Annotated in this window: 20 protein-coding genes and 1 tRNA gene; 10 read left to right on the top strand and 11 right to left on the bottom strand. The window is 52.4% G+C overall.

Translation table 11 applies throughout. The annotated features are described in order from the left end of the window. Nucleotides 1–288: hypothetical protein (locus RDV48_30575; protein MDQ7827179.1), on the top strand; the 288-nt coding region annotated here is incomplete at its 5' end. A 232-nt stretch (nt 289–520) separates the two neighbouring features. Here RDV48_30575 and RDV48_30570 read toward each other — a convergent pair. Together RDV48_30570 and RDV48_30565 are read right to left on the bottom strand one after the other, a co-directional pair. Beyond that, nucleotides 521–1,330 (bottom strand): class I SAM-dependent methyltransferase, encoded by an 810-nt coding sequence (locus tag RDV48_30570; protein MDQ7827178.1) that lies wholly within the window; start codon nt 1,328–1,330, stop codon nt 521–523. Nucleotides 1,331–1,495: 165 nt separating this feature from the next. Next, nucleotides 1,496–3,559, bottom strand: coding sequence for a zinc dependent phospholipase C family protein (locus tag RDV48_30565; GenBank protein ID MDQ7827177.1), 2,064 nt, complete (start codon nt 3,557–3,559; stop codon nt 1,496–1,498). 564 nt (nt 3,560–4,123) lie between these two features. Between RDV48_30565 and RDV48_30560 the strand changes: the two genes are divergently transcribed. The 3 genes from RDV48_30560 to RDV48_30550 all read left to right on the top strand — a co-directional run bounded on the left by RDV48_30560 (nt 4,124) and on the right by RDV48_30550 (nt 5,592). Then, nucleotides 4,124–4,444, top strand: coding sequence for a nucleotidyltransferase domain-containing protein (locus tag RDV48_30560; GenBank protein ID MDQ7827176.1), 321 nt, complete (start codon nt 4,124–4,126; stop codon nt 4,442–4,444). Continuing rightward, nucleotides 4,441–4,827 (top strand): HEPN domain-containing protein, encoded by a 387-nt coding sequence (locus RDV48_30555; GenBank protein ID MDQ7827175.1) that lies wholly within the window; start codon nt 4,441–4,443, stop codon nt 4,825–4,827. Before RDV48_30560 ends, RDV48_30555 begins: the two co-directional genes overlap by 4 nt. Nucleotides 4,828–5,016: 189 nt before the next feature. Beyond that, nucleotides 5,017–5,592, top strand: coding sequence for a GNAT family N-acetyltransferase (locus RDV48_30550; GenBank protein ID MDQ7827174.1), 576 nt, complete (start codon nt 5,017–5,019; stop codon nt 5,590–5,592). A gap of 103 nt (nt 5,593–5,695) precedes the next feature. Here RDV48_30550 and RDV48_30545 read toward each other — a convergent pair whose 3' ends face one another. Then, entirely contained in the window at nt 5,696–7,363 is a 1,668-nt protein-coding gene (locus RDV48_30545) for a TIGR03768 family metallophosphoesterase (GenBank protein MDQ7827173.1), read from the bottom strand. Between the two features lie 594 nt (nt 7,364–7,957). Here RDV48_30545 and RDV48_30540 point away from each other — a divergent pair. Together RDV48_30540 and RDV48_30535 are read left to right on the top strand one after the other, a co-directional pair. Continuing rightward, nucleotides 7,958–8,191, top strand: a complete 234-nt coding sequence (locus RDV48_30540) for an Abortive infection protein AbiEii (protein MDQ7827172.1) — start codon at nt 7,958–7,960, stop codon at nt 8,189–8,191. 221 nt (nt 8,192–8,412) lie between these two features. Beyond that, nucleotides 8,413–9,354 (top strand): SUMF1/EgtB/PvdO family nonheme iron enzyme, encoded by a 942-nt coding sequence (locus RDV48_30535; GenBank protein MDQ7827171.1) that lies wholly within the window; start codon nt 8,413–8,415, stop codon nt 9,352–9,354. 31 nt (nt 9,355–9,385) lie between these two features. Here RDV48_30535 and RDV48_30530 read toward each other — a convergent pair whose 3' ends face one another. Genes RDV48_30530 through RDV48_30520 form a run of 3 tightly spaced genes read right to left on the bottom strand, consistent with a single transcriptional unit; the run spans nt 9,386 to nt 10,361 of the window. Beyond that, nucleotides 9,386–9,682 (bottom strand): type II toxin-antitoxin system HicB family antitoxin, encoded by a 297-nt coding sequence (locus RDV48_30530; GenBank protein MDQ7827170.1) that lies wholly within the window; start codon nt 9,680–9,682, stop codon nt 9,386–9,388. 36 nt (nt 9,683–9,718) lie between these two features. Continuing rightward, the gene (locus tag RDV48_30525; protein MDQ7827169.1) at nt 9,719–10,147 is read right to left on the bottom strand and encodes a type II toxin-antitoxin system HicB family antitoxin; all 429 of its coding nucleotides are present in this window, start codon (nt 10,145–10,147) and stop codon (nt 9,719–9,721) included. Between the two features lie 4 nt (nt 10,148–10,151). Beyond that, complete coding sequence (locus RDV48_30520) at nt 10,152–10,361, bottom strand: type II toxin-antitoxin system HicA family toxin (GenBank protein MDQ7827168.1); 210 nt, start codon at nt 10,359–10,361, stop codon at nt 10,152–10,154. A 670-nt stretch (nt 10,362–11,031) separates the two neighbouring features. Here RDV48_30520 and RDV48_30515 point away from each other — a divergent pair. Beyond that, complete coding sequence (locus tag RDV48_30515; GenBank protein ID MDQ7827167.1) at nt 11,032–12,768, top strand: DUF1957 domain-containing protein; 1,737 nt, start codon at nt 11,032–11,034, stop codon at nt 12,766–12,768. Between the two features lie 29 nt (nt 12,769–12,797). On the opposite strand, the gene RDV48_30510 is transcribed toward RDV48_30515, so the two are convergent. The 3 genes from RDV48_30510 to RDV48_30500 form a co-directional block, all read right to left on the bottom strand. Further along, complete coding sequence (locus tag RDV48_30510) at nt 12,798–12,932, bottom strand: hypothetical protein (GenBank protein MDQ7827166.1); 135 nt, start codon at nt 12,930–12,932, stop codon at nt 12,798–12,800. Further along, nucleotides 12,932–13,135, bottom strand: coding sequence for a hypothetical protein (locus RDV48_30505; GenBank protein MDQ7827165.1), 204 nt, complete (start codon nt 13,133–13,135; stop codon nt 12,932–12,934). Before RDV48_30505 ends, RDV48_30510 begins: the two co-directional genes overlap by 1 nt. 708 nt (nt 13,136–13,843) lie before the next feature. After that, entirely contained in the window at nt 13,844–14,953 is a 1,110-nt protein-coding gene (locus tag RDV48_30500; GenBank protein ID MDQ7827164.1) for an ankyrin repeat domain-containing protein, read from the bottom strand. A 695-nt stretch (nt 14,954–15,648) separates the two neighbouring features. Between RDV48_30500 and RDV48_30495 the strand changes: the two genes are divergently transcribed. The 3 genes from RDV48_30495 (at nt 15,649) to RDV48_30485 (ending at nt 18,083) form a co-directional block, all read left to right on the top strand. Continuing rightward, on the top strand, nt 15,649–15,984 hold the full coding sequence (locus tag RDV48_30495) for a type II toxin-antitoxin system HicB family antitoxin (GenBank protein MDQ7827163.1): 336 nt from the start codon (nt 15,649–15,651) through the stop codon (nt 15,982–15,984). Continuing rightward, the gene (locus tag RDV48_30490; GenBank protein ID MDQ7827162.1) at nt 15,984–16,214 is read left to right on the top strand and encodes a type II toxin-antitoxin system HicA family toxin; all 231 of its coding nucleotides are present in this window, start codon (nt 15,984–15,986) and stop codon (nt 16,212–16,214) included. Before RDV48_30495 ends, RDV48_30490 begins: the two co-directional genes overlap by 1 nt. 360 nt (nt 16,215–16,574) lie before the next feature. Then, nucleotides 16,575–18,083, top strand: coding sequence for a DUF1254 domain-containing protein (locus RDV48_30485; protein MDQ7827161.1), 1,509 nt, complete (start codon nt 16,575–16,577; stop codon nt 18,081–18,083). Between the two features lie 366 nt (nt 18,084–18,449). Here the strand turns inward: RDV48_30485 and RDV48_30480 are convergent. Together RDV48_30480 and RDV48_30475 are read right to left on the bottom strand one after the other, a co-directional pair. Then, nucleotides 18,450–18,524, bottom strand: a tRNA-Pro gene (locus tag RDV48_30480). Between the two features lie 69 nt (nt 18,525–18,593). Continuing rightward, on the bottom strand, nt 18,594–21,410 hold the full coding sequence (locus RDV48_30475; GenBank protein ID MDQ7827160.1) for a hypothetical protein: 2,817 nt from the start codon (nt 21,408–21,410) through the stop codon (nt 18,594–18,596). Between the last annotated feature and the right edge of the window lie 616 nt (nt 21,411–22,026).

Below are 22,026 nucleotides of genomic sequence, written 5' to 3'. Positions count from 1 at the left end.
ATTACCAGTAATTTTGACTGGGATTCTTGTGGTATGGATAGGTGGGACGGGGCAAGGGAGCTTTTCCGGTTAAGAACAGGCACGTGGAGAGCCACTTTCGAGGTATATAAGATATCTCAGGTAATTCTTATCACCTGCATCAGGCAGAGGAAAGAGGCTTACCGCTCATTAATAGGAAGCTTGATTTCGGCCGCCCCCGGCCTTCCTTTGTCAGGAATATGCGAAGATAAAAGCAAAAGGTCGTCCAGGGCCTCGTATACTCTTTTTTCTCCGTCCGGATTTCCATAGATGACCTTCCCTTCATCACGCTTATAGGTCATTTTTCTCAATGATATTGGCGTGCGAACCAGGTATCGTGCCGCTTTCTCCCTGTTATCAAAATCCTCAGGGTAAAGAACTCCGCTGAAATGCACGTTGTACCCAGTGGGGCATCACTAATTCACAAATCATAGATTTGGAATTAGAAAAAACCGGAGTTATGCCAGCTCATTATGAAATCAATACCTCTGCAATTGAGCAATTATAACGGCTTACGGGCCACCACGGAATAGGTATTCGGCAATCGCTTTTTATATTCCAGATCCATCTTCGACATCCCGCCCCAAAACGGTTCCGGATGCTCCTCCAGAGCCTCGATACGCAAACCCGTGCTGATGAGTGTCGTAACCGCCCGTCCTACCGGCCAGATTTTTTCATACTTCGGGGTCTGTTCGGATGCGGGTTTTTCCAATTCACCGATATATTCCGACGACCATCCCTTCGACTCGAAGGCCTCCTGCGAAAAATAATTCCCATAAACAGAATCGAGGCGAAATTCCGAGGCCTCGAGATCCATGCAGTCCAGAATCGGATGCCCCTCGAAGAGATAGAGCATTCCACCGGGGACCAGTAATCGCGCCACAACATCAGCCCAGGCTTCGATATCCATAATCCAGCAGATGGCTCCTTTGCCGGTGTATACTAAATCAGCCGTTCCGTCCAAATCATGGGGAGTCAGGAGGATATCACTGTGAATCCATCGCGCGGGGGCGTTCAGGGCTTCGGATTTTTGCCGCGCGCAATCGATCATCACTTCGCTGATGTCAACTCCGATCACTTCATGTGCGCCATGATTCCATAGGGACAGCGTATCCTTGCCTCCCGCGCACTGGAGGTGAATCGCGCGTTTACACCATGACTTGAGGTCCACAAGATAACGCAATTCCGGCGGTTCGAGACCAATTCCCCCCGCGCGGAGGAAAACAATGTCATCATCAATCCATTCACGATAACGCGCCGCGCCTTCATTCCAGGCCTGTCGGTTGGATTGATGAAATTCCGAAGTCCTCATGAAATCCCCCCGCATAATATTACCCTCACCGCGTCCTTCGCGGGCCCGAATCGGAGGATTAGGGCAAAGCCGCTATGGAGGCAGCCACAGTCCAGGTGCCTTAAGAAAACATCCTTAAAGAACTACAGAGCGCCTTCTCCCTGAAACAGGCTTTAGTTTCTGGACTTACCTCCTGGATGCTTCCCATTGATATGACGACCCATCCGAGGTAAATGTTCCCTGCATCTTGTTCCCACTTATGGTTCCAGTGAACTGCTGTCTTTTATCCGGTCGAGTGAAGGCAACTCTCCCGGAACCGGGATCAAAGACTATATCGGTGATTTTCTCCAATCCCTCTGAGCCGAAGTGAACCGTTGCTTTTTGAAAATCTATCGTTCCTCCATGGCCGTTCGCATTTATGTGCCATATCTCCTGGGGCGGCTGCGCGGGAGCAGCGGTCTGTACCGGCGGAGCTACGGAGCCTCCTGACGGGTTGATGGAGATGGTCCTGTTGAAGGTCTTTGAAGCGCCTGCCTGGTCGCTGACCTTTATATCCAGCCTGGCAGTGCCGGGATTCTGCCATGTCACAGTACCGGGATCCTGCCATGTAAGGGTAATGGCGGATTCAGTGCGGTTCGTGTTAGTGCCATTAAGGTTCCACTGGTATGTGTAAGGAGGCACCCCCCCCTTCGCCGCCACGCTGAATGTCGATGTTTCTCCCACGCTTGCAGTTGCAGGGCCGGAAACTGCAGCGTCGAACTTATCCCCTGCCACATCTATCGAAATCCTGTCCTTCTTTGAGGTTTTTCCCTGATCTGTCACGGTCACTTCAAGCACCTGGTTTCCCGGCTTTACCCAGGTCGAGGCTACAGTGGTGCTTGCCGTTTCCTGCCTCACGCCTTCTAAAGTCCATTGTATGGTGTAAGGCTCTGCCCCTCCCTTTATGGAGACCGAGTAGCTCGATTTCTCCCCCACCCTGGCTTTTTGAGGCCCATCGAGCTTTATGGAGAGCGGCCCGGGCTTTACTGTTACCGTCACACTCCGTTCGCGCTTCACTCTTGTCTTCTTATCCGTAATGATTGTTTTTACAAGGCTGTCGCCCGGTTTTACCCAGGTGATTGATATTTTTTTGCCGTCAGCTGCGGTGTTTTTTCCGTTAAGATACCACTCAACGCTGAAGGACCCCGTTCCCCCGTTCACCACTGCTTCATAAATGCTTTCATCTCCGACCTCGGCCACTAATGGACCATCTATCGAGCAGGTCAGTGGCTGCGGGGTGGTACTGCCCGTGGTTTCTGTTTTACCACCCAGGTTTGAACTCACTCCAACCAGCGATTTGAGCGCGGACAACTTCTGATCGGCGCTGAGGTTCCTGGTCTGGCCATACCATTCCATGTACTGCCTGCCCCAGTTCGGCGGCAGTTGCCCGCCATTCGCCTTGATCGCCAGATCTCTAAGCTTCTCGAACTCCTCCGTCGTGATCTTGCCGCAATCGAGGTCCCAGTTGCCCATCGATTTAGGGTTCTCGATGAAGCCTGCGGTGTCGGCGAGCGAGGCTTCACGGATCTTTCCCCAGATAGATTTCATCTTATCGGTCAGCGTTACCAGGCCTGCCGCTTTGATTTCTGCCATTGTCTTGATGATGATCTTCTTATTGTCTTCTCTGAGGTTTATGACGGAAATCCCGGTGTGCCGGGAGAGAAACTCGTAGGGTATGGAGGTGTCGTATTTCGCGCTATTGATCGACCTCAGATAGGCCGTGAACTGCGATTCCTGGGCGGCGTGAATCGCCTTCTGCCCGGGATTGTTATAGCGGTAGGTGTCGCCTGCCACGCCGTTCACATACGGGTGGATGTTGAGATCCGTGCCGCAGTGGGAAAGCCATCCGTAGGCAAAAGCAAGTTCCCTCTGCGCCTGGGAGAACTTATTCTGGTTCTTCTCCGCGGCGGCGGCCTTCAGGTTTGCCCTCGCATCCGCAATCATCTGGTTTGCCAAATCCGAGGTGTTCCTGTAGTGGCTTGCTTTTGTTTCCTCGCAGATGTCCGGACCGACCGAACCGCCCGCAAAAGCCTTTTGTGCCTCCGGATGTTCCAGAGCGGCCTTGAGTTCGGGCGGTGCGGGTATAGAGCCGTTCCGAATGCCATTGATGGTTTCCTGGCTGAGCAGGAAATGCCCCATCGGGCCTGCCGACCACGCCTGTCCGGTCATCAGCACCACGATGAGAACCGCTATGAATACGAAGTTTTTCATTGATTCACTCCTCCTGATCCTTAAGCATCATACTCTATAAGAGGTAAGACCACAGAATCTCGATAATGGCATGAAAACATCATTGCAATAGCAGGATCAGTGGTCCGGTAAAAATAAAGACACCTGGCAGGGAAGTATGGCAGAGAGAGGCTATATGGAGTGATCGTGATGTCTTTATTTGCATCTCATTGCCAATACGTTCTCCGAAAGAATGCGCACTCCTCCTGCAAGAGGAGGAACCTGGCTCCCTGCTTCCGCAAAAATTATACAGGCCAGACGTCTGGAAAATAGTAGTAACATCGGCCACCAAGCCAACACAAACAAACGACGCCGTAATATCACGATAAAGACGACGTTTTTTCGTCGGAGTGCTCCGACCTCTCACCAGGTGCCGTTAATGTACCCCTTCATTTACCCTGTGACAAAGTTCTCGAAATCATTTGTGTCAATATAAAAACATTGTATTTCTACAAAATTCTTGTTTATTAACAACCACATGAAAAATTGACTGCCTATGCTCTACTCTGCTAGAATGAGAATAAGATATTGAAGAAAGGAAGCCTGATGGACAGCACGATTGACCCTGTTCTCAAGGAGCTCAAGAAAAGCTTCAGAGATCTCTATGGAGAGCGAATGACCCACATGATACTCTATGGCTCGAGGGCGCGCGGTGATGAAGAATCGGGCTCTGATATCAACATTCTGGTCGTGCTGGATGGAACAGTATCTCCTTCCGAGGAAGTCACCCGAACCGGGGAGATTGTATCGCGGCTTTCGCTTCTGTCTGAACATGTCATCAGCTGCGTCTTTATGGACCGGGACAGATTTCACCACCGCAATGGACCCCTGCTTCGCAATATCAGAAAAGAAGGAATAACGTTATGACAGAAGATCAGGCTGAATTGCTCAGAAAAGCAGAGGAGAGCCTGGCCGCCGCAAGGTTGCTGCTCAAGGAAGGATATGCTGATTATGCTGCCTCACGCGCCTATTATACCATGTTCTATGTTGCCGAGGCCCTTCTTGAGGGAGAAAAACTTTCCTTCTCAAAGCATTCTGCAGTCATTGCCGCATTTGGCCAGCATTTCACACGGACAGGCAAGATTTCAGGCTCTCTTCATAGGTATATTATAGAAGCCCTGGAACTTCGCAATGCAGGTGATTACGGGGGTCTGCACTCAGTTACCATGGAAAAGCCTCAGGAAGCCATAGACCATGGCCAGGAGTTCCTGGAAGCAGCGGAAAAACTCCTTATTGCTGACACCAGATAATATGCTCGTTCCGGAGAAAATCACCAGCCCGGGCACACATACAATCATCAATGAGAAAAGCATGAAGGCAGCACAGCAGTGAGGAACTCCGTCCTGTCAACTCAGGAGGAATGAATTCTTCCAAATCGGAATCTCCGAATTCTCACCATGTGACATGATGAAATTCCAGAAAGGGTCAGGTCCTTGATAATGAGCAATTTTTCCGATTACAAGCCCCACGGGGTTTCCTCACATCCACAACCGGAGCGGTTTACCATACGCCCGGCAGCCATTTCCGATGTCCCCGAACTTGCATTGATAAAATCTTCAAGAGAAGGTACGGATCTCAACTCATGTGCCAGAGGATTTGCCGAGGAGATTTCCCGCAACGGCAACAGCTATTTACTGCTTACCGCCTCAATCGGCACTAAAATAGCAGCCTTTGGAAGGGCCGGCTTCTTTCAAAGGCCGGAAAGTATCTCTCAAAATACTGCACCAGAAGGATGGTATCTGCTTGGAGTCATTGTTTTAAAAGATTTCCGCCGGTGCGGAATTGCTTTTGAGCTCACACGCTCCCGCCTTTTATGGATAGCAGATCATTCAAAGGTGGCATATTACTTCGCCAGTGCCATGAATCTCGCCACTATTCATCTTCATAATCACTTTGGATTTTCCGAGATTACCAGGGATTTCACTTTTCCCGGTGTGACATTCACGGGAGGCACAGGAATTCTCTTCAGGGCTGAGTTGAATGAAAAGCGGATACAGAATTGTGCACGGTCTTGAATATCAAAATCTCCTTACCAGAATATCTGTTTTGTATGCGTTCAGGTGGGTGCCGCCTCAGTCCTGGTAAGAGCCATACTCACTGCCGTAGTATTTAACATTATTATCGCTGTGTTCCGACCCTGCTGATTTTTGCCTGCATGGCCGGCGTCAACTGTTTGACCAGCTCTGCATTGTACGAGCCGCTGGGCAGCAGGGGTACAATCTGATTGGTAAACAACTGGCGGGCGGCGACGGCATAAGACCTTGAGATGGCGGCCGGGGATCCGTCTGTGACTGCCGGATCAACGTTGGTCGTGAAGATTGAGACAGTCCTGTCGCTGTTGCGGACGATCTCGAACATGCGGAACTGCTGAGGGAAATCTCTCAAGGACGAGGTCTCAACCTGCCAGAAGCCGAGCTCGGGACGGGCGGGATCCGGTGATTTCATTGCGGTAACGATATTGACGTGACGATGTCCCGCAACCCACAGGATGAGATTCGGATAAGTGTGCAGCCTGGCAAGCAACTCCGCTTCGACGGAGGGGGTCCAGGCCATCATGGACGGCACCTTTTCGACACCTATCGGCTCGTGCGCAGCGATGATCATGAGCTTGCCTTCGGCCTGGCCCTTGTCGAGCTCACCGATGAGCCACTCATAGCGCCTCCTGTCAATAGAGCCGTGACCATAGCCGTAAGAGCCCTTCCCATAGCCGAGGGCCTCCGGAGTGTTGGGATCGTCGTTGCTCTGGGTATCGTCCAGAACGATAACCTTGATCGGAAGATCCGACTTCGGCTCGAAGGCATAGCAGGCGAAACCCGTCTGCGCTGCGGCTCGACTGAAGCCATGTCCCTTCGGCTGTGACGTGGTCTTGAAGAATTCGCCAATCCACTCATTTCTCTTGAGCGAGCGGCGGTCAGGATCTGCAGCAGGCACCTTCGGGGGCTCTGCGAAGTCTCTGACCGGTCCTGCACCGAAGACATCGCCGTGAGGCGTCGAGCCATCGAGTGCGCCCAAGTAGAAGCCACGGCTGTCCGCACCGCGGGGGTCACCGAACACGTTGCCCAGATTGAGTATTACATCGCCGATCAGGGTCCGGCGGATGTAATCATTCGGAGGCAGGAAGCCAAGCCAGAAATGATCGTGGTTGCCCAGAGTCTGATACCACTTGATGGTCTTGTCGAGCCCTGCCGCATTGTAAGGCTTCTGATAATCGATGGTGTCCGCTCCTGCGTGAGCACCGGAGCTCGGGGTGATGACCTTGCCGTCGAGAACATCGATATACCATCTCAACTCGTTGTACTGAGTGGCATTGCACGTATCGCCCAGCGAAAGGCCGAAATCGAAGGGATCTTTCGTGTGAAGGGCGTTTATCGTCTGGACAGCTGCATCAAGAACATGGGTGGTATAGAGCATGATTCCTGAATAGGCCGAAGAAGTGCCGCCCCTGAAGCCGAAAAAGATGGCCTGGGCGGGAGATTCCTTGTCGGTGATATGGATGTCGGTTATGGTGAAGAAATAGAGAAGCCTGGCAGATGGCGCTACTGAGGCCCCGTTATATGCAGCCGGCATGAGATCGAGCCGCTTCTCACAATCCAGACCTGGGCCGTAATGCCATTTCCCATAGCCGTTTTCCTCGTATTTCGAAATCTCATAAGGAAAAATCTTTTGAGCCCCCTTGGGGAGCTCGTCGGCCACGACCGTCCTCTGGAGCGTGGTAAAGACCTCGTTGGCAATCGGGTAGCCTTTGATCGTCTCCTGTGGGCCGGCGGCGCTTATCGAGTACCCCACCGCAGAAAAGATCAGCAGGCCTGTCAAAAACGCCAGACTGAGGGGCTTGCCGGCATACAACACTTTCATGGAACTCCTCCTTGAGCAATCGGTTTGCATGAGAGTCGGGAAATCAATCTTTCTCATACAGAATTTCTAAACGGTGCAGAGATATCCTCCGTGATACACACTTCTGCGTGAACGCCGCAAGCTGCGAATCAACAGAAGGATCTATTTCACTTTCATATTATGAACTCACCACCTTTAACCCATCATACCTATCGATTGCTTTGCGCCGGGGCTCCAGAAAACCGAAGATAACCTATCCACCCGTTGAGTTTCACCACTTCTCTGATGCGCAATTCTCCTATGGCATTATTATCATAACGCTGTCGGGTCACAAGATAAAGATATACTCAAGGGAAAAGACACTTGCCGACTGCCTGCGCTATAGGAACCGGCTGGGTATTGATATGGTAAAAGAAGGCCTTTCAGAGTATCTGAAAAGAAAAGATCGAAATATTGAGGAACTCCTGGAGTGCGCCAGAATATGCCGGGTGCGCCCGCTGCTTCATATATGGCTTACTGCCCTTTTGTGAATAGAAGAGGGATATTATGAAAAAGCTGGTCAAAAACAGAGCTTCTTCGGTACGGGCAAAACTTGCCACCCTGGCGAAAAAGCTCGCTGTTGACTTTGATTTGATACTCCTTCGCTATCTTCAGGAACGATTCATTGCATGGCTCTCGTCAACGGAGCATGCCGGCTCACTGATCCTGAAGGGGGGAGTGCCTTTCTCTCAACATATAAGCAGAAAGAGAAGCCCGAGTGGAAGCGGTGAGAAGTGCTGATAGAAAAGGAAGAAATTCCCCGCTATGCACCTTCGCAGATCTATTGCAGGTGTAGCACAAAATTATCAGGTCGAGTGAAAAGGCCCTACTACAAGCGTCCCTGAAAGACTAGACCTTTTCTTATATAACCCGGAGTAACAGAGAGGTATAATAAGATGGGGGAATGACCTGTCATCTGTTTATTCTTCCTGTGATGAGGAATAACAAAGAGGAGGTAGAGAATGAAACGTTTTTTCCGATTCTCTTTTGCGGTGCTCTTTTATATCATTCTGGCAGGACCACTTTTCTCAAAAAATATATCTATGGTAGAAGTCCGGGGGGAAACCTTCACCATGGGTGACCGCAACAATGGGACTGTCAGGACAGTTACAGTATCTAATTTCTCTATTGCCACATATGAAACTACAAACAGAGAATTTTGCGCATTTCTCAATTCTCAGGGCAACCAGACTGAGGATCGTTTGAAATGGATTGACATTAAAAAAGACAAATACTGTGGCATTACTGCGAGGAGCCCGATCAGTGGCCCTTTTTCAGTGAAACCAGGGTATGAAAACAGGCCTGTTGTGTATGTGAGCTGGTATGCTGCAGTAGCATACTGCAACTGGCTTAGTGAAAGGCAGGGTCTTACAAAATGCTACGGCGATAAGAGCAGCAGGGGAACGCCGGAACAGTGGCGCAATTGGTGGTATGGCTATATGGGACATCAGAAGAGAACCGGATATCGTCTCCCCACCGAAGCGGAATGGGAATATGCCTGCCGGGCAGGCTCAGAGACTCTCTATTTCTGGGGAGACACAATGAATCCGTCATACTGTAAATTCCTTGGTAATTCCGGCGGACGCCCTCATGACGTGGGCTCCACAAAGCCCAACAAAAGCGGAATTTACGATATGAGCGGCAACGTATGGGAATGGTGCAGCGATTGCTGGTGTATCGATTACGGCCCCCCCGATGAAGTGAATCCCACAGGGCCTGCCGAAGGGATCTTCAGGCTCAAGCGTGGCGGCACGTTCAGCTCTATTGCAGAGTTTTGCTCCGCAGCCTGCCGCTTCTGTGAGACCCCCAATAAGAGGAACAACAACATGGGTTTCAGACTCGTCAAGAACGATGGCAGCGGCGGGGCTCCAACGGGAAATACAACCCCTGTGAACCAGCGGTGAGAAGAATGTAGCTCCCTGCCAACTTTCAACATCAGCGTTTCTGCCCGCGCCATTCACCATCCATAGAGGCCCAAGGAGCAGGCCGGCCGGTCTCTCTCACTGTCCCGCCGGGGTTCATTGAGCTCAACGCCTGCTGGAAGTCTGCTGAAGGCTCCGGTATCGGAGGGCTCTCGTCGTAGCACACGGTGAGAACAGCAGACAGCACATCTTCAGCCATTCCCAAAAGCTCCTCCATCGAGTCGCCCTTGGTCCCTGAGCCGCCGAAATCGGGAAACTCTATCCTCAGCCCATCGGGATCTTCGTGGATAACGGCAGGATACCTGAGCATTATATCCCTCCTTGATGCTCCTTGATTACTCAAGGATTACTGGAGATACTTCTCTTTTATCGCCGACTCGATGAGGGCGCTCACTGTTCTGTCGCTATTCTTTGCCACGGCTTTAAGTTTCTCGATGATTTCGTTGTCCATCGTGATGTCAATCCTTCTCCGCTTCGGAGTGCGCTCTCCCCTGGCATTCCTGCACACCGGGCACTCACAGCCCTTCTTATGCCCCAGGCGCTGGCGGATCTCCGGGTAGGGCTCCACCAGTATTATATCATCTCCCGTTACCTCAGACGGCTTCGGAACCTCGCGGTCCTTGTCGAGTAAATGCTTTATCGCCATCGACAATACATCTCTTGTGTTCTCCGCCAGCTCACCCATTGAGTCCGCCTGGGTGAAGGCGTTTGGGAAATCAACAAAAACGGCATAAAAGCCAACGTCTTCTTTCTTCACTCGTGCCGGATACATCATTTCCTTACTCCCCCTTCTTCCTCTGCTCAACATTCTTCATCGCCTTCTTTATGCTCTCTTCGGTGCTCTTCTTGAGGTCGTCGCTATAGTGACGAGGAACAGGTATCCATTCATACTCATAGAGATCGTGTGCCCACTTCTCGTGATTGGTTCCGTCTTCAACGAAGTACCAGCCCTGCTTCTTCATCTTCTTGAGCATCTCTCTCACCTTCATTCCTCGCCACCTCCTTTCTGATAATATTGTAACATATATGTGTATATACGTCAATATATTGACGGGCACAATGAGAAATTTTCTTCCTGCAGAATCCTTATAACATGCCCTTTGCAGCCATTTACACCGCAGTATAAAATTCTTCCTGCCTCTCAATGGTGAAAACCCTTTTGAAATCGCGACTTCTGCTCGAAGTGGTTGTCTCACTTGTAATCGGAGTGCCCCGACCTCTCATCAGGTGCCGTTGAGATATTCATTTATCTACCCTGTGACGAAGTTTTCTAAAGCACTCTCTCACTAAAGTCGTGAAAATAAAAGCGCCAGGAAGTCCAGGGCCTCGTATATTCTTTTTAAAGCGCGTGAGGGGCAAGGATGCTCAAAAAGCAGGACAACTCAGAAGAAGTGGGAGAACCGGGAATTCGGCATCATGGACTATGCCTGCGAGGGAGAAGTAGTCTGCGCGGCCTGACGTTTTACGACACCGTCAGCTCGTCCATCACTTTCGCGATCCTCTCCAGATGATGATAGTTCTCGATACAGGCCGTTATGAAATGGCAGGTTCTTCTGTTTTATATATGGTATACTATAATCCTGCCAGTTCTCACTGCGCAGCGATAATGTCAATCCCCCTCATTCAAATGCCGACGGACACGGGGAGAAGGAGACTTTGATGACCGAGCCCTCAGGATGTTTTGTGCTGGTCCTGCACGCTCATATTCCCTATGTGCTGGGACATGGCAACTGGCCTCATGGCAGCCAGATGCTCTGTGAAGCGGCGGCTGAGTCCTATATTCCCCTTCTCTGGTCTCTGGAGGAGCTGGTCAGGGAAGGGATCAGCCCCAGGCTGGTCATCAGCCTGTCGCCTGTTACCCTGGAGCAGCTCGATGACCGGCGCTTCAAGAACTGGTTCGAACAATACCTGAACGAGAGGATCCGCCTGGCCCATCACGATATTGAGCGGTTTCAGGCAAGCGGCGAGGGGCATCTCCACCACCTGGCCCACCGCTGGAGAGAGCGGTATGAGGGCATAGGTGAAAGTTTTCGCCGCTACGGACGCGATATCACAGGGCAGTTCAGGCGTCATCAGGATGCAGGGCATATCGAGGTAATGACGACCGCTGCCACCCACGGCTACCTTCCCCTGCTTCGAGAAGAGGGGAGTATTGAGCTCCAGGTAAAAGCGGGAATCGCCTGTTACGAGAAACACTTTGGCAGGAAACCCCACGCGTTCTGGCTCCCTGAATGTGCATACCGCCCGAAGTGCCTCTGGGCTCCTCCCCCGGAGGTCAGAGGCGAGGAAGTGCCCTATCCCAGGAAGGGAATCGAGGAGTTTCTTGCGGAAAACGGCATCGACTACTTTATCGTGGAGTCGCACATGCTCAGCGGGGGAATGCCGGAGCCGGTCGATATCGACAGGGGAAATACACTTGGCAAATTGTGGGGCAGGATTCGCAAGAAAAGTCATCCCGGCTCGTACGGCCAGGAAAAGTCTCCCTCCACTCCCTATTTTGTGGGCCATTATTACGAGGATCACCCTCCTGTGGCGGTCCTCGTCCGTGACCCTTCGGCAGGACTCAAGATATGGAGCAGCGACCAGGGATTTCCCGGTGATCCTGATTACCTCGATTTTCACAGGAAGGAGAGCTCCGAGGGGCTGCGCTACTGGCGTGTCACCGGGCGGCAGAGCCCTCCCGAACATAAGTGGCTCTACGAGCCTGCCTGGGCAGAGGGAAAAGTGCGCCAGCATGCAGGCCACTTCCTCTGGTCGGTGAAGGAGAGCCTTCGCCAGAGTCCCCGCCCTGCCGGTCATCTGCCGGTCATCTGCGCTCCCTTTGATGCAGAGCTCTTCGGCCACTGGTGGCATGAAGGTCCTCAATTCCTGACCACGCTCCTGCGCTGGATGCACAGGGACCCAGAGATCAGGGTCTGCACGGGCAGTGAATATCTGGCCGCCCATCCTCCCGGTTCGGCCATCACCCTTCCCGAGGGAAGCTGGGGAGCGGGCGGCGGCCATTCTATGTGGCTCAACGAAGGTACCTGGTGGACCTGGGACCGAGTGTACGATGCAGAGCTTGATTTCAGAGCCCTCATGAAAGATCACGGGCCGGGCCATGATGACGTCATGCAAGCACTGATACGGCAGGCGATGCGGGAGCTGCTGATTCTACAGTCATCGGACTGGCAGTTCCTGATTTCAACCTGGACGGCGAGGGACTTTGCAGAACGACGAATTCTCTGTCATCACTCCGATTTCAAGAGGGTGGTCAACATAGCACGCACCTACGGCCGAGGAGAATGGGTGGCTCAACAGGACTGGGATTTCCTGGGAACCCTCACGCAGCGGGATACCCCCTTTACCCAGCTTGAGCCTTCCTGGTTTAGTGATATTGTGAGGCCTGCCGGTTAAATCGGGAACAGAAAAAAGAATAATGATTCTTATCCTTCCCGGGCGTGTTCCTTCACCATGGCCGGCGCATCCTCGGTCATCGCCTCCCGGTGGAGAGTCCATGACGGGGCGACAGCGAAGCCATTCTGCCTTATACCATGGGAGTCTGTCCCCGCAAAATACATCAGAACTCCAGCACTTCGTTATCCTCAGGTATGAAAAACTTCCTGACGCTCATTTCGCCAAGTCTTTCAGATGAAAAATACTCACGCAGATCTTCTCTTGTCTCAATGAAGTGGTTGAACATATCCAGGTGGACGATGATAAAGGTGAGCTCGGGTTTTATTCTCAATGTTTTTCGACAGGAAGTTTGATTTTGCGTTTTCATAAAACATCCCATAAATCATCTTTGCAGGCATCAAATGCTGAGTCGGTATAGAATTGCAGCGCGTGCAATATCTCTGCAGTCCTTGTAGAGGTGCCTGGACCCTTACCCTGCCGCGCCTCTTCAGTGCACGCTCGTTTCTTCCCCAAGAGCATCGGCCTCACCTTATTCCTAACAGGTTTGGCGCGCCGAAAAATCCCTGAAGCAACTTCACCAGGGGGATCAATTTCGGGGCTGCAGTCATTCCTTTATGTTCAGGCTCCCATACTTGCTAGACTTCCCGATTGCTCCTACCTCTATGAATGCATTGATTCACAGGGCAGCCAGGCCGTTTACACCGCGCAGCAGACTGCAGGGTTACCCTCTGCAGTCTGTGGTATCGGTACATGTCTGAATCGAGCAATTGACACGGCGGGACTTTCACCTGCTGGACTGCAGCCTTATCGGCTGCTCCTAGGAACCTAGATCCCGACTGCCCCGCCTCTGATATCTCCAGTTGCGCCCGAGAACAACATCGAGGAAATAGTAATCGGCATAGGGGATTTTTATTGCGGATATTTAACGCTCATTGTGGTGGATGTGCCACAGGTTCAGATGGGTGAGGATTTTCCAGACTATACTCACAGAGCATTACAACCGGCATCATTATAGTGGTATAACACGCTTCAATGATTCGACCATTATTTCGGGTAAAACGTGAGGAGGAGCTCCTCATTCTTTTGCGCCATGCTGCTCCAGGAACTCAATAATGTCCTCGTGGCCAGGCAGGGTGTTGGCAAACTTCAGGGCCGTCTCGCCTTTCTTGTTTTTATAATTTACCCGGGCACCTTTCAAGACGAGGAATCTGACCACCTCCATGTTGATATCGGGCGAGCCAGTTGCATGCATCAGCACGCTCCAGCCATCTTCGTCCACGGCGTTGACATCTTCACCCCTGGAAACAAGCAGCTCGGCCACGTTCCTGTGGCCCCTCCCCACTGCTTCCATCAGCACGGTATTTCGTCCGGATTTCAGCGTTGCACCCTGCGAGAGGAGGAATTCAATCATGTCCCTGCGGCCCTCGCGGGCAGCGTTTCTTAACGGTGAACCGGCATTGACATCAGCACCTTTTGAGATGAGAAACTTTGCGGCCTCTATATTACCGTTGCCTGCCACATAGGAAAGTGCCGTCGCGCCGCCGGGATCCTTTTTGTTGACAAGTGACGGGTCCGCACCCACCATTTCCTTCATCTTCGCATAATCGCCTTTCGCCACGACCAGGTGAAAATTGATATAGCCCCCCGGAACCTGCGCACCTCCTTTAAAGGCCCGCCTCTCCAGTCTTTCGTAGCCTGAACGGCCGGCTGACTTCCATTCGCCGCCAAGGGTAACAGAGACTATGCCATCGCGCCCACCAGTTGTATCTAAATTATATACCGCAACTCCCACGTTCTTGTCACGTCCCAGGGTGCCCACGGAAAAGAGGACCTGCTGTACCTGTCCCTCGTGGTAACAGGGTATGCCAAGCATACCTACGCCCTGTGCACCCCCATTCGCCCAAGTCCATTCCACGTTCATCTGTCCCCCGGCCTCCCATATCCGGACCGTGCCCGTGTAGTCGGGATTCCCCTTTCGATCCGAGCCTGAGAAGTAGCCCTTCAGCTCATAGGTTCCCTGGAGATACATACGATAGTGCTTCAGATGATCGGCTATGGCGGCTTCCCGGCTCTTCGCGGCCGCCAGAAGAGACCCGTCCTCCGGCAGCGGGCCGGCACTGCAGCAGTTCGGTGCACATACAACGCATACAAGCAGAATAAAGAGAAAGCTTAAGAAACGCCTCATCGCATATCCCATCCTTTCATCACAATAATCCCGGGTTTGTTCCACTTCCATGGACTGTACGCCAAATCCTCCCGCGTCGGGCTCTTTGTCATCGACGAGACAGGGAAATCAGAAGCTTGTTCAGGCAGAATCATCCGGTGTGATGTTCACAGGCGGTACATTGAATGGGCATCGAAAGGAGCGCCATCTTTCTCCTTCAATGCATATCTGTTACTGCCAGCTTCGATAGCACCTCACCGTTTCGCATCTTCAGCAATGCGAACCTGGGTGAAGTGTTTACCTATGTGGTCAGTCCCCTTAGCCGATTTCTTTGCCATGAAGCTTATGGAGTTCCTCTTCCAGGAGATTTCGGCTCCCCCCGGCCGACATAGAATCGTATACAATAAATCTCAGGAAAAGTCCAAATTTGATTGCCCACTTATGATTTGATAAAAATGAAAGGCTAAAAACTTTATGAATAAATAAACCAAAACAAAAGACGCCGTCATATCCCTATAGCGACGCCTTTTCTCTGTCGGAGTGCTCCGACCTCTCATCAGGTGCCGTTGAGATACCCCTTTATTTACCCCGTGACTAAGTTCTCAAAACCATTGATCTCATAACAATGAGCTGGTTATTTAAGCACAAGAATTCTGTAATATGGAATTCTGGATATTTGACCCGCTGCGCTCCTCTCTGATACAATTAAGAGGGAAATGACTAAAGAAAATATCTCCAAAGATGCCGCCCTGAAATTTTTCAGGAGTCCAAGGAGGAGAAAATCTGCTGGAGAAGACTACGAAGTGCGAGACGCGGCTCAAGGGAGAACACGCAAGGGAGGCTTTATGAAGTTCCTCGTTGCTCTCAAGGCAGGAAAAGATGGTTTTATTATCGCAGAGTGCCCTTCATTGCCGGGGTGCATGACACAGGGCAAAACCAGGGAAGAAGCGCTTGCAAACATCAAAGAGGCAATAGAACTAAGCATAGAGACAAGGAAAAATTTCAGGCTTCCTCCTCAGTATGAGATCGCTGAGATAGAGGTTGCCGTATAATGGCGAGGCTTCCTGTTTGTTCCGGTGATGAGGCAATCAAGACGTTCATGAAGGCCGGATGGCTTTATGGAAGAACAAAAGGAAGCCATGTCACCTTGTATAAGCCAATGAATCCCATCGTTTTGACAATTCCACGTCATACCGCCTTGGACAGGGGATTATTAAGGGATCAAATCAAAAAATCAGGAATGACAGTAGATCGCTTTGTAAAGCTTCTTAAAGAAATATAACGATGATCCTTCAATCGAGCTGAGATTCCCTCAAAAACGAAGATAAAACAGACAACCCGCCGTCAATTCTCATGGCAACGGGTTTCTTGAGTCGGAGTGTTCGGATCAATATTGAGAAGGCAATCTTTCACCGAGGTACTTTTGCACTTGCGCCGTGATTTTGGGACTCTTTCAACTCAAAGAATAAGGTTGGCTGGTGACTGGCATCAGCCATTATGGTTCCCAAACCTTCAGACTGTATGTGAGCAGCACCGCCACAGGGGGACGCCTTTTCAAAAAAGGGGACACTCCCCTTCAGATAGAAATGAACAGGCCGCAGGCTACTTATTTTCCTCGCAATAAGGAAAGGATGGAATAATGATGAAGATACTCTTACGTACCATGATGATCGCGGCGGTGATGATTGGCAGTTTCGCATTTTCCTCCTGGGCAGATACCCCCCGGATGAAGATGACCACGGACATTCCACCAGGCATCGAGTCTCCTGACAAAGTGGAAACACGCCTCGGCACCCTGAAGTTCTTCGATGGTTTCCCTGATAAGGACACCGTCGAAAAACTCTACGACAATCTTGACTTCCAGCGGGCGGTCCAGGCATACCTGCTCGGGCTTGCACCTGTGAGCCAGGCTGCAAATCGCAAAGGGATGCTCGAGGTTGGCCCGGCAAACACGACAGTGCCGATCTTCGAGCACATGATGAACCCGCGGTCAATTTTTCTTACCCCGAACAACAATACCCCTTATACCTGGTTCTGGCTTGATCTCCACAAGGGACCGCTCGTCCTCGAAATCCCCCCGAAGGTCCTTGGCCTGATCGATGATATGTGGTACAAATTTGTCATCGATCTTGGTTTCATGGGACCTGACAAGGGCCAGGGAGGTAAGTTCCTGCTGCTGCCCCCCGGTTATAAAGGTGAGGTGCCACAAGGGTACCATATTGTAAGAATGCCGACATACAGCGCGTGGGTCGCATGGCGCACCTTCCTGGAGAATGGCGATCCGAAACCAGGTGTGGAGAGGGTTAAAAAGTATACGCGGATCTATCCATTGTCACAGGCCGCCAATCCTCCAGCGATAAATTTCGTGAACGTGTCCGGCAGGGATTTCTGCACCGACGCCCCGGCTGATTATACTTTCTGGGAATATCTCGACAAGGTTGTGCAGGAAGAGCCTACTGAGTCTGTCGATCCGGTTACCCTTGGTTTTTACGCATCCATCGGGATCCAGAAAGGCAAGCCTTTTGCACCTGATGCAAGGATGAAGAAAATACTCACTGAGGCAGCAGAAGTCGGAGATGCTACCGCAAGAGCCATCACCTTCCGGATGCGCTTGAAAGACGCTTACTTCTACCCGAATAGCGCATGGCGCAGTGGTTTTCTCGGTGGATATAAGTTTGAGGACAAGGGAGCACTCATCCTCGACGCTTACTCATCGTTCTTTTTCTATGCCACCGGTGTGACACCTGCCATGGATTCAAAGGTGGTCGGAGAAGGATCGCAATACATGGCCGCATTCATCGACTCCAAGGGCAATCCACTTGACGGGGGGAAGAATTACACATTACACCTGCCACCAAATATTCCAGTCAAGAACTTCTGGTCAGTGATCCTCTATGACAACCAAACCCGCTCAATGATACAGACAGATCAGATGTTCCCTTCTGTCAGCAGCCAGAATAAGGGGTTACTGGTCAACAAGGATGGTTCCGTGGATGTCTATTTCGGACCAAAGCCACCGCAGGGGAAAGAAAACAACTGGGTGCAGACCATACCTGGCAAGGGATGGAACACTCTCCTCCGCCTCTATGGTCCGCTGGAACCCTGGTTCGACAAAACATGGAGGCCTGGCGAGATAGTAGAATCGAAGTAACTCATAACGATGTACCGGGTATATGGCGGTTCAAGGGGATCATCGTTGACCAGATAATTTTCCGTCACCATGAAAAATCTCTGTGCTTTCCAATAAAGGAGCCCAGGGATTTTTTTTATGGTACCTTAATTATGCAAATAAATAGATACTTGCATACTACAAATAATTTTTCCGGGATTCGGAAAGATCACGAGGCTCCCCGGGAAATTTCATTATCTGGAATATTTCTGAAAGGATAGTTATCGCAGTAATCTATGAAATAGTGTGATGGAAAAAGAAACAAAAGCAAATTGCCAAAAAGCCTCGCCAAAAAGCCAACCAAAACAAAAGACGCCGCCATATCCCTATAACGACGCCGCTTCTCAGTCGGAGTGGGCAGATTTGAACTGCCGACCCCTAGCCCCCCATGCTAGTGCTCTAACCAAGCTGAGCTACACCCCGAATTTGAACCTATTATAGCAGATGATCCTCCCCGATGCAATACTCATCCGAAAAAATATGCCCCTTATCTCAATAGCCAGGCGGAGCCTTAATGGGGGCGTTTTTTCCCCCTTCCTTGGACTCAGATACCGGCTGTGAGTTAAGGTCCCATCCCGGAGGAGCTTTGGTGCTTGTTACTTCAATCTTCCCTCCCGTTGCTCCCCTTGGATTGCTCACCTTCTCCATGGGACCCGAGTTAGGGCCGCCCTGGCCGCCGCCCATTCCGCCCTGACCACCGCCGCCGCCCATGCCACCCTGGCCGCCGCCGGGACTGCCTCCCGAGGGAGAACCCTGAGACATGCCGCCCTGCTGGTCTTGATTAGCACGGGCTGACTTGCGCTTCTGTTTCTTATCATATAAGGACTGATCGAACTGAGAGTTATGCTGCTTATTACTCGTATTTAACTGCGGGGGCTTATTGGGCTGCTGGTATTGCTGCCCGCCTGATGAGCCGCCACCCCATGAGGAGGTGCGGCTCTTTGAACCTGAACTCGCCTTGGGATAGGGAGCCGAAGAGATCACTTTCGCAGAGCCGCTGCCTCCTGTTTTTCCCGCTGAAGAGGATGTGTTGCCAGGAGCCATCGAACGCCCTGTACTTCTGCTCTGCTGCATAGAACCGCCCTGCATAGAGCCGCCCATACCGCCGCCCTGCTGCATACCGCCACTCTGCATAGAGCCGCCCATACCGCCGCCCTGCTGCATACCGCCGCCCTGCATAGAGCCGCCGCCCTGCATAGAGCCGCCGCCCTGCATCGGCTTTCCCATTGATGCTTTCTGGCCACCCCCCGCGGCTCTTTGATTTGAGTTCCCCGCAGAAGCCTTCTTCACCTGGGGCGGTTCGCCTGCCGGCGGGCCACCCGGTTCGCCGCCCTCTCCTGGTGCACCCATTCCCGACGTTTCTCCGCCTCCGCCCTCAGGATTCTCCTCCTTGACGCGGGGAATGCCGAATATCCACGGGGCATACTTGAAATTCTGCTTTTTGAGAAGCGAATAGGCGTCATCAGGTGACTGTATTTCGTCGGCAAGCACCTTGGGAAGCTGTATCGAGAGATTCCAGGCCTGCCATGTGTCCATTCCCGGCACGTTGATAGCGCTCGAGGGGGATATGACCTTTTGCTCGTTTATGATGCTCCATTCCTTCTCGCCCACGGCGATGACCTGGTCGGGGTTTGGCTCCCGCTCCTTGCCCACGAGAGGCTGGAACTGCGCCTGCCCCCTCCAGCAGAGCACCTTCACTTCGCCTTTCTCAGCGACCCTGATCTCTGTCGATCCCTCCTGGGGCTCCACCAAAACCATGGGCGTATCGACACTCACCCTCACCCACTTGGGATTGTCAATCCAGAGCCTTCCCTTGTCGAGCCTGAGCTTGAGCATGATGTCCTTGGAGCCCTCCACCTTTTTCATGCCCATCACGGCGAGCTTTGTATTGTCGCCCACAATGAAGTAATACTCACTGTTTATCGTGATGACCGTCCTTGGATAATTGGAGGTCTCTATGATGTTTCCCGTTCTCAGTATCCCCTTGAGAGGAATCGGTGCTTTCGCCTTTGACTTGACCTTTGAAAGGAGAGGCTCGCCGTCGCTGTAAGCCATCTCAAGCTTTACAGGGAGCTTGTGCATGCTCTCAAAAAACTTGCTGAAGGCAAAAATTAGGAGTGCGATGGCCACCAGCGCAATGGCGCTGAAAAGGAGCGGTGAGTTGGATTTTGCCTTTTCAAGCCGGGGCGGCATGCTCCGCCTTTCCGGCACTTTGCTTCGCGGCGGTGGAGCCGGTACTGGTGCGGCACCGCGGGCATCGACGGCCGGCCTCCGCCCGGGGGCACTTCTCGCCGGTATCGGCGCACCGCCCCTGGGAGCACCTGTAGCAGGCACAGGCCTGGGCTGGCCAGAGGCAGGGCCCTGCATGCCTTCCGCCCTGGGAAGAGGCCTTGCCCCCGCTCTCCTCGGGGGAAGAGGGCGTTCTTCCTGACCCTGTGGTGCCTGAGTCGCTTGAGTCGCTTCCGGAACTGCCCGGACAGGGCGTGGCGGAGGCGCCTCATTTTCCGTGTCACGCCGAACCTGCCGGGAGGGGGGGCGCTGCTGCTGGACCTCCTGAGGTGCCTGCCGCGGAGGGCGCTGCTGCTGGACCTCCTGGGGTGCCTGCCGCGGAGGGCGCTGCTCCTGGACCTCCTGGGGTGCCTGCCGCGGAGGGCGCTGTTGCTGGGCCTCCTGGGGTGCCTGCCGCGGAGGGCGCTTTTCCTGGACCTCCTGGGCAGCATGCCGCGAGGGGGTGATTTCCAGGGGATCGGATCCCTTGGCAGGCAAAGGAAGCACTACGGGAAGCCTCCGGCGAGGAGCTTCCGAGCCCGGCGCCCGGGGCGGGGCTGCGCTTTCTTGAGCCGGCGGCGGCGGAGCTTCCGGTTCTCTTCTTTTTTCAGGCAGATCCAGGGGTGCCTTAGGTGAGGGCAAGGAGGCCGGATCGTTTTCAGGCATATCCCTCCGTGCCCGCGGGGGAGGCGGCGGCTCAGGCAGGCTTTCCTCTGCGGGATCTTCGATGGTGATGCTTACCTCTTCCTGATCCTCTCCCCGATGGTCTTCTTGATAGTCTTCCTGATACTCTCCGTCATCTCCGGGCTCAAGAGGCTCTTCGTAATCCTGATTTTCAGGGGGAAGCTCAGCTTCCGGCTCTTCACGGTATGCGGGAGCTTTTCCCCGCGGCGCTGCCATATCTTCCCGTGAGACCCGGGGCACTCCCTTCATATCCTTGGGAGGGCCTGCAGGGCGGGCTCTGCGGCTCTTGGGATCAAACTGCACGGGTCCTTCTGGGAGCTGTTTCTTGAATTTGTCAAAAAAAGACGGCTTCTTCATGTCCTCACCCTCCACGGGGATTCCTTTCTCCTATATGTCGCACAAAAGACCTCCCTATTCCTCTGAAGGCCCCTTTTATTATAGCATATATTGCATCCTCGTTCCACTCTCCCTTCAAAGCTGCTGGATCAAGTTTTCCCCGGTAGTTCTGCTCAAGAGCAAAAATTTAGAATTGCTCATCAAGTCTGAGTTCCCGGGGCAGTCCAGTTGGCCAGGAGGGCTTCCACATCGAAAAATTAATTTCTGCAGCATCAAGAGGGGCACCCGTTGGCCCTCCGGCATGAGCAATGGCCGGGAGAGCGCAGAAACAGGCCAAGGCGATTCTTTAAGAACCTTCAGGGTCATTTTTGATATCCGCGCCTCTTTTCAGCCCTCCACGGGGCATCCTGCCATGGCCTTAAAACCCATCCAATATGAGCTTTTATTGGGGTGATCCTTTTGCTTTTTATCTCTCAATATGGTATTATTATTACATGGATACGTTTGAGACCCACACCATTCACTCATTGTTCCTTCCTGATGAAGAAGATCTTCTTCACCTCGCTGATTCTTTCTCTTCGAAGGACTACGAGGATCTTCTTCTGCTTCCCGAGCCCTATGAGCTTCCCGGGGGGAC

The sequence above is a fragment of the Candidatus Eremiobacterota bacterium genome (genome assembly GCA_031082125.1).
GTDB lineage: Bacteria > Vulcanimicrobiota > CADAWZ01 > CADAWZ01 > Ess09-12 > Ess09-12.
This window is presented reverse-complemented; position numbering and strand designations above follow the sequence as displayed.

What these genes read in the sequence shown, in the direction of transcription:
- RDV48_30490 (MDQ7827162.1), top strand. Translation starts at nt 15,984, where the DNA reads ATGGCGAGGCTTCCTGTTTGTTCCGGTGATGAGGCAATCAAGACGTTC.
- RDV48_30505 (MDQ7827165.1), bottom strand. Translation starts at nt 13,135, where the DNA reads ATGAAAACGCAAAATCAAACTTCCTGTCGAAAAACATTGAGAATAAAA.
- RDV48_30510 (MDQ7827166.1), bottom strand. Translation starts at nt 12,932, where the DNA reads ATGTATTTTGCGGGGACAGACTCCCATGGTATAAGGCAGAATGGCTTC.
- RDV48_30570 (MDQ7827178.1), bottom strand. Translation starts at nt 1,330, where the DNA reads ATGAGGACTTCGGAATTTCATCAATCCAACCGACAGGCCTGGAATGAA.
- RDV48_30500 (MDQ7827164.1), bottom strand. Translation starts at nt 14,953, where the DNA reads ATGAGGCGTTTCTTAAGCTTTCTCTTTATTCTGCTTGTATGCGTTGTA.
- RDV48_30515 (MDQ7827167.1), top strand. Translation starts at nt 11,032, where the DNA reads ATGACCGAGCCCTCAGGATGTTTTGTGCTGGTCCTGCACGCTCATATT.
- RDV48_30485 (MDQ7827161.1), top strand. Translation starts at nt 16,575, where the DNA reads ATGAAGATACTCTTACGTACCATGATGATCGCGGCGGTGATGATTGGC.
- RDV48_30520 (MDQ7827168.1), bottom strand. Translation starts at nt 10,361, where the DNA reads ATGAAGGTGAGAGAGATGCTCAAGAAGATGAAGAAGCAGGGCTGGTAC.
- RDV48_30535 (MDQ7827171.1), top strand. Translation starts at nt 8,413, where the DNA reads ATGAAACGTTTTTTCCGATTCTCTTTTGCGGTGCTCTTTTATATCATT.
- RDV48_30560 (MDQ7827176.1), top strand. Translation starts at nt 4,124, where the DNA reads ATGGACAGCACGATTGACCCTGTTCTCAAGGAGCTCAAGAAAAGCTTC.
- RDV48_30550 (MDQ7827174.1), top strand. Translation starts at nt 5,017, where the DNA reads ATGAGCAATTTTTCCGATTACAAGCCCCACGGGGTTTCCTCACATCCA.
- RDV48_30475 (MDQ7827160.1), bottom strand. Translation starts at nt 21,410, where the DNA reads ATGAAGAAGCCGTCTTTTTTTGACAAATTCAAGAAACAGCTCCCAGAA.
- RDV48_30565 (MDQ7827177.1), bottom strand. Translation starts at nt 3,559, where the DNA reads ATGAAAAACTTCGTATTCATAGCGGTTCTCATCGTGGTGCTGATGACC.
- RDV48_30525 (MDQ7827169.1), bottom strand. Translation starts at nt 10,147, where the DNA reads ATGATGTATCCGGCACGAGTGAAGAAAGAAGACGTTGGCTTTTATGCC.
- RDV48_30555 (MDQ7827175.1), top strand. Translation starts at nt 4,441, where the DNA reads ATGACAGAAGATCAGGCTGAATTGCTCAGAAAAGCAGAGGAGAGCCTG.
- RDV48_30540 (MDQ7827172.1), top strand. Translation starts at nt 7,958, where the DNA reads ATGAAAAAGCTGGTCAAAAACAGAGCTTCTTCGGTACGGGCAAAACTT.
- RDV48_30495 (MDQ7827163.1), top strand. Translation starts at nt 15,649, where the DNA reads ATGACTAAAGAAAATATCTCCAAAGATGCCGCCCTGAAATTTTTCAGG.
- RDV48_30530 (MDQ7827170.1), bottom strand. Translation starts at nt 9,682, where the DNA reads ATGCTCAGGTATCCTGCCGTTATCCACGAAGATCCCGATGGGCTGAGG.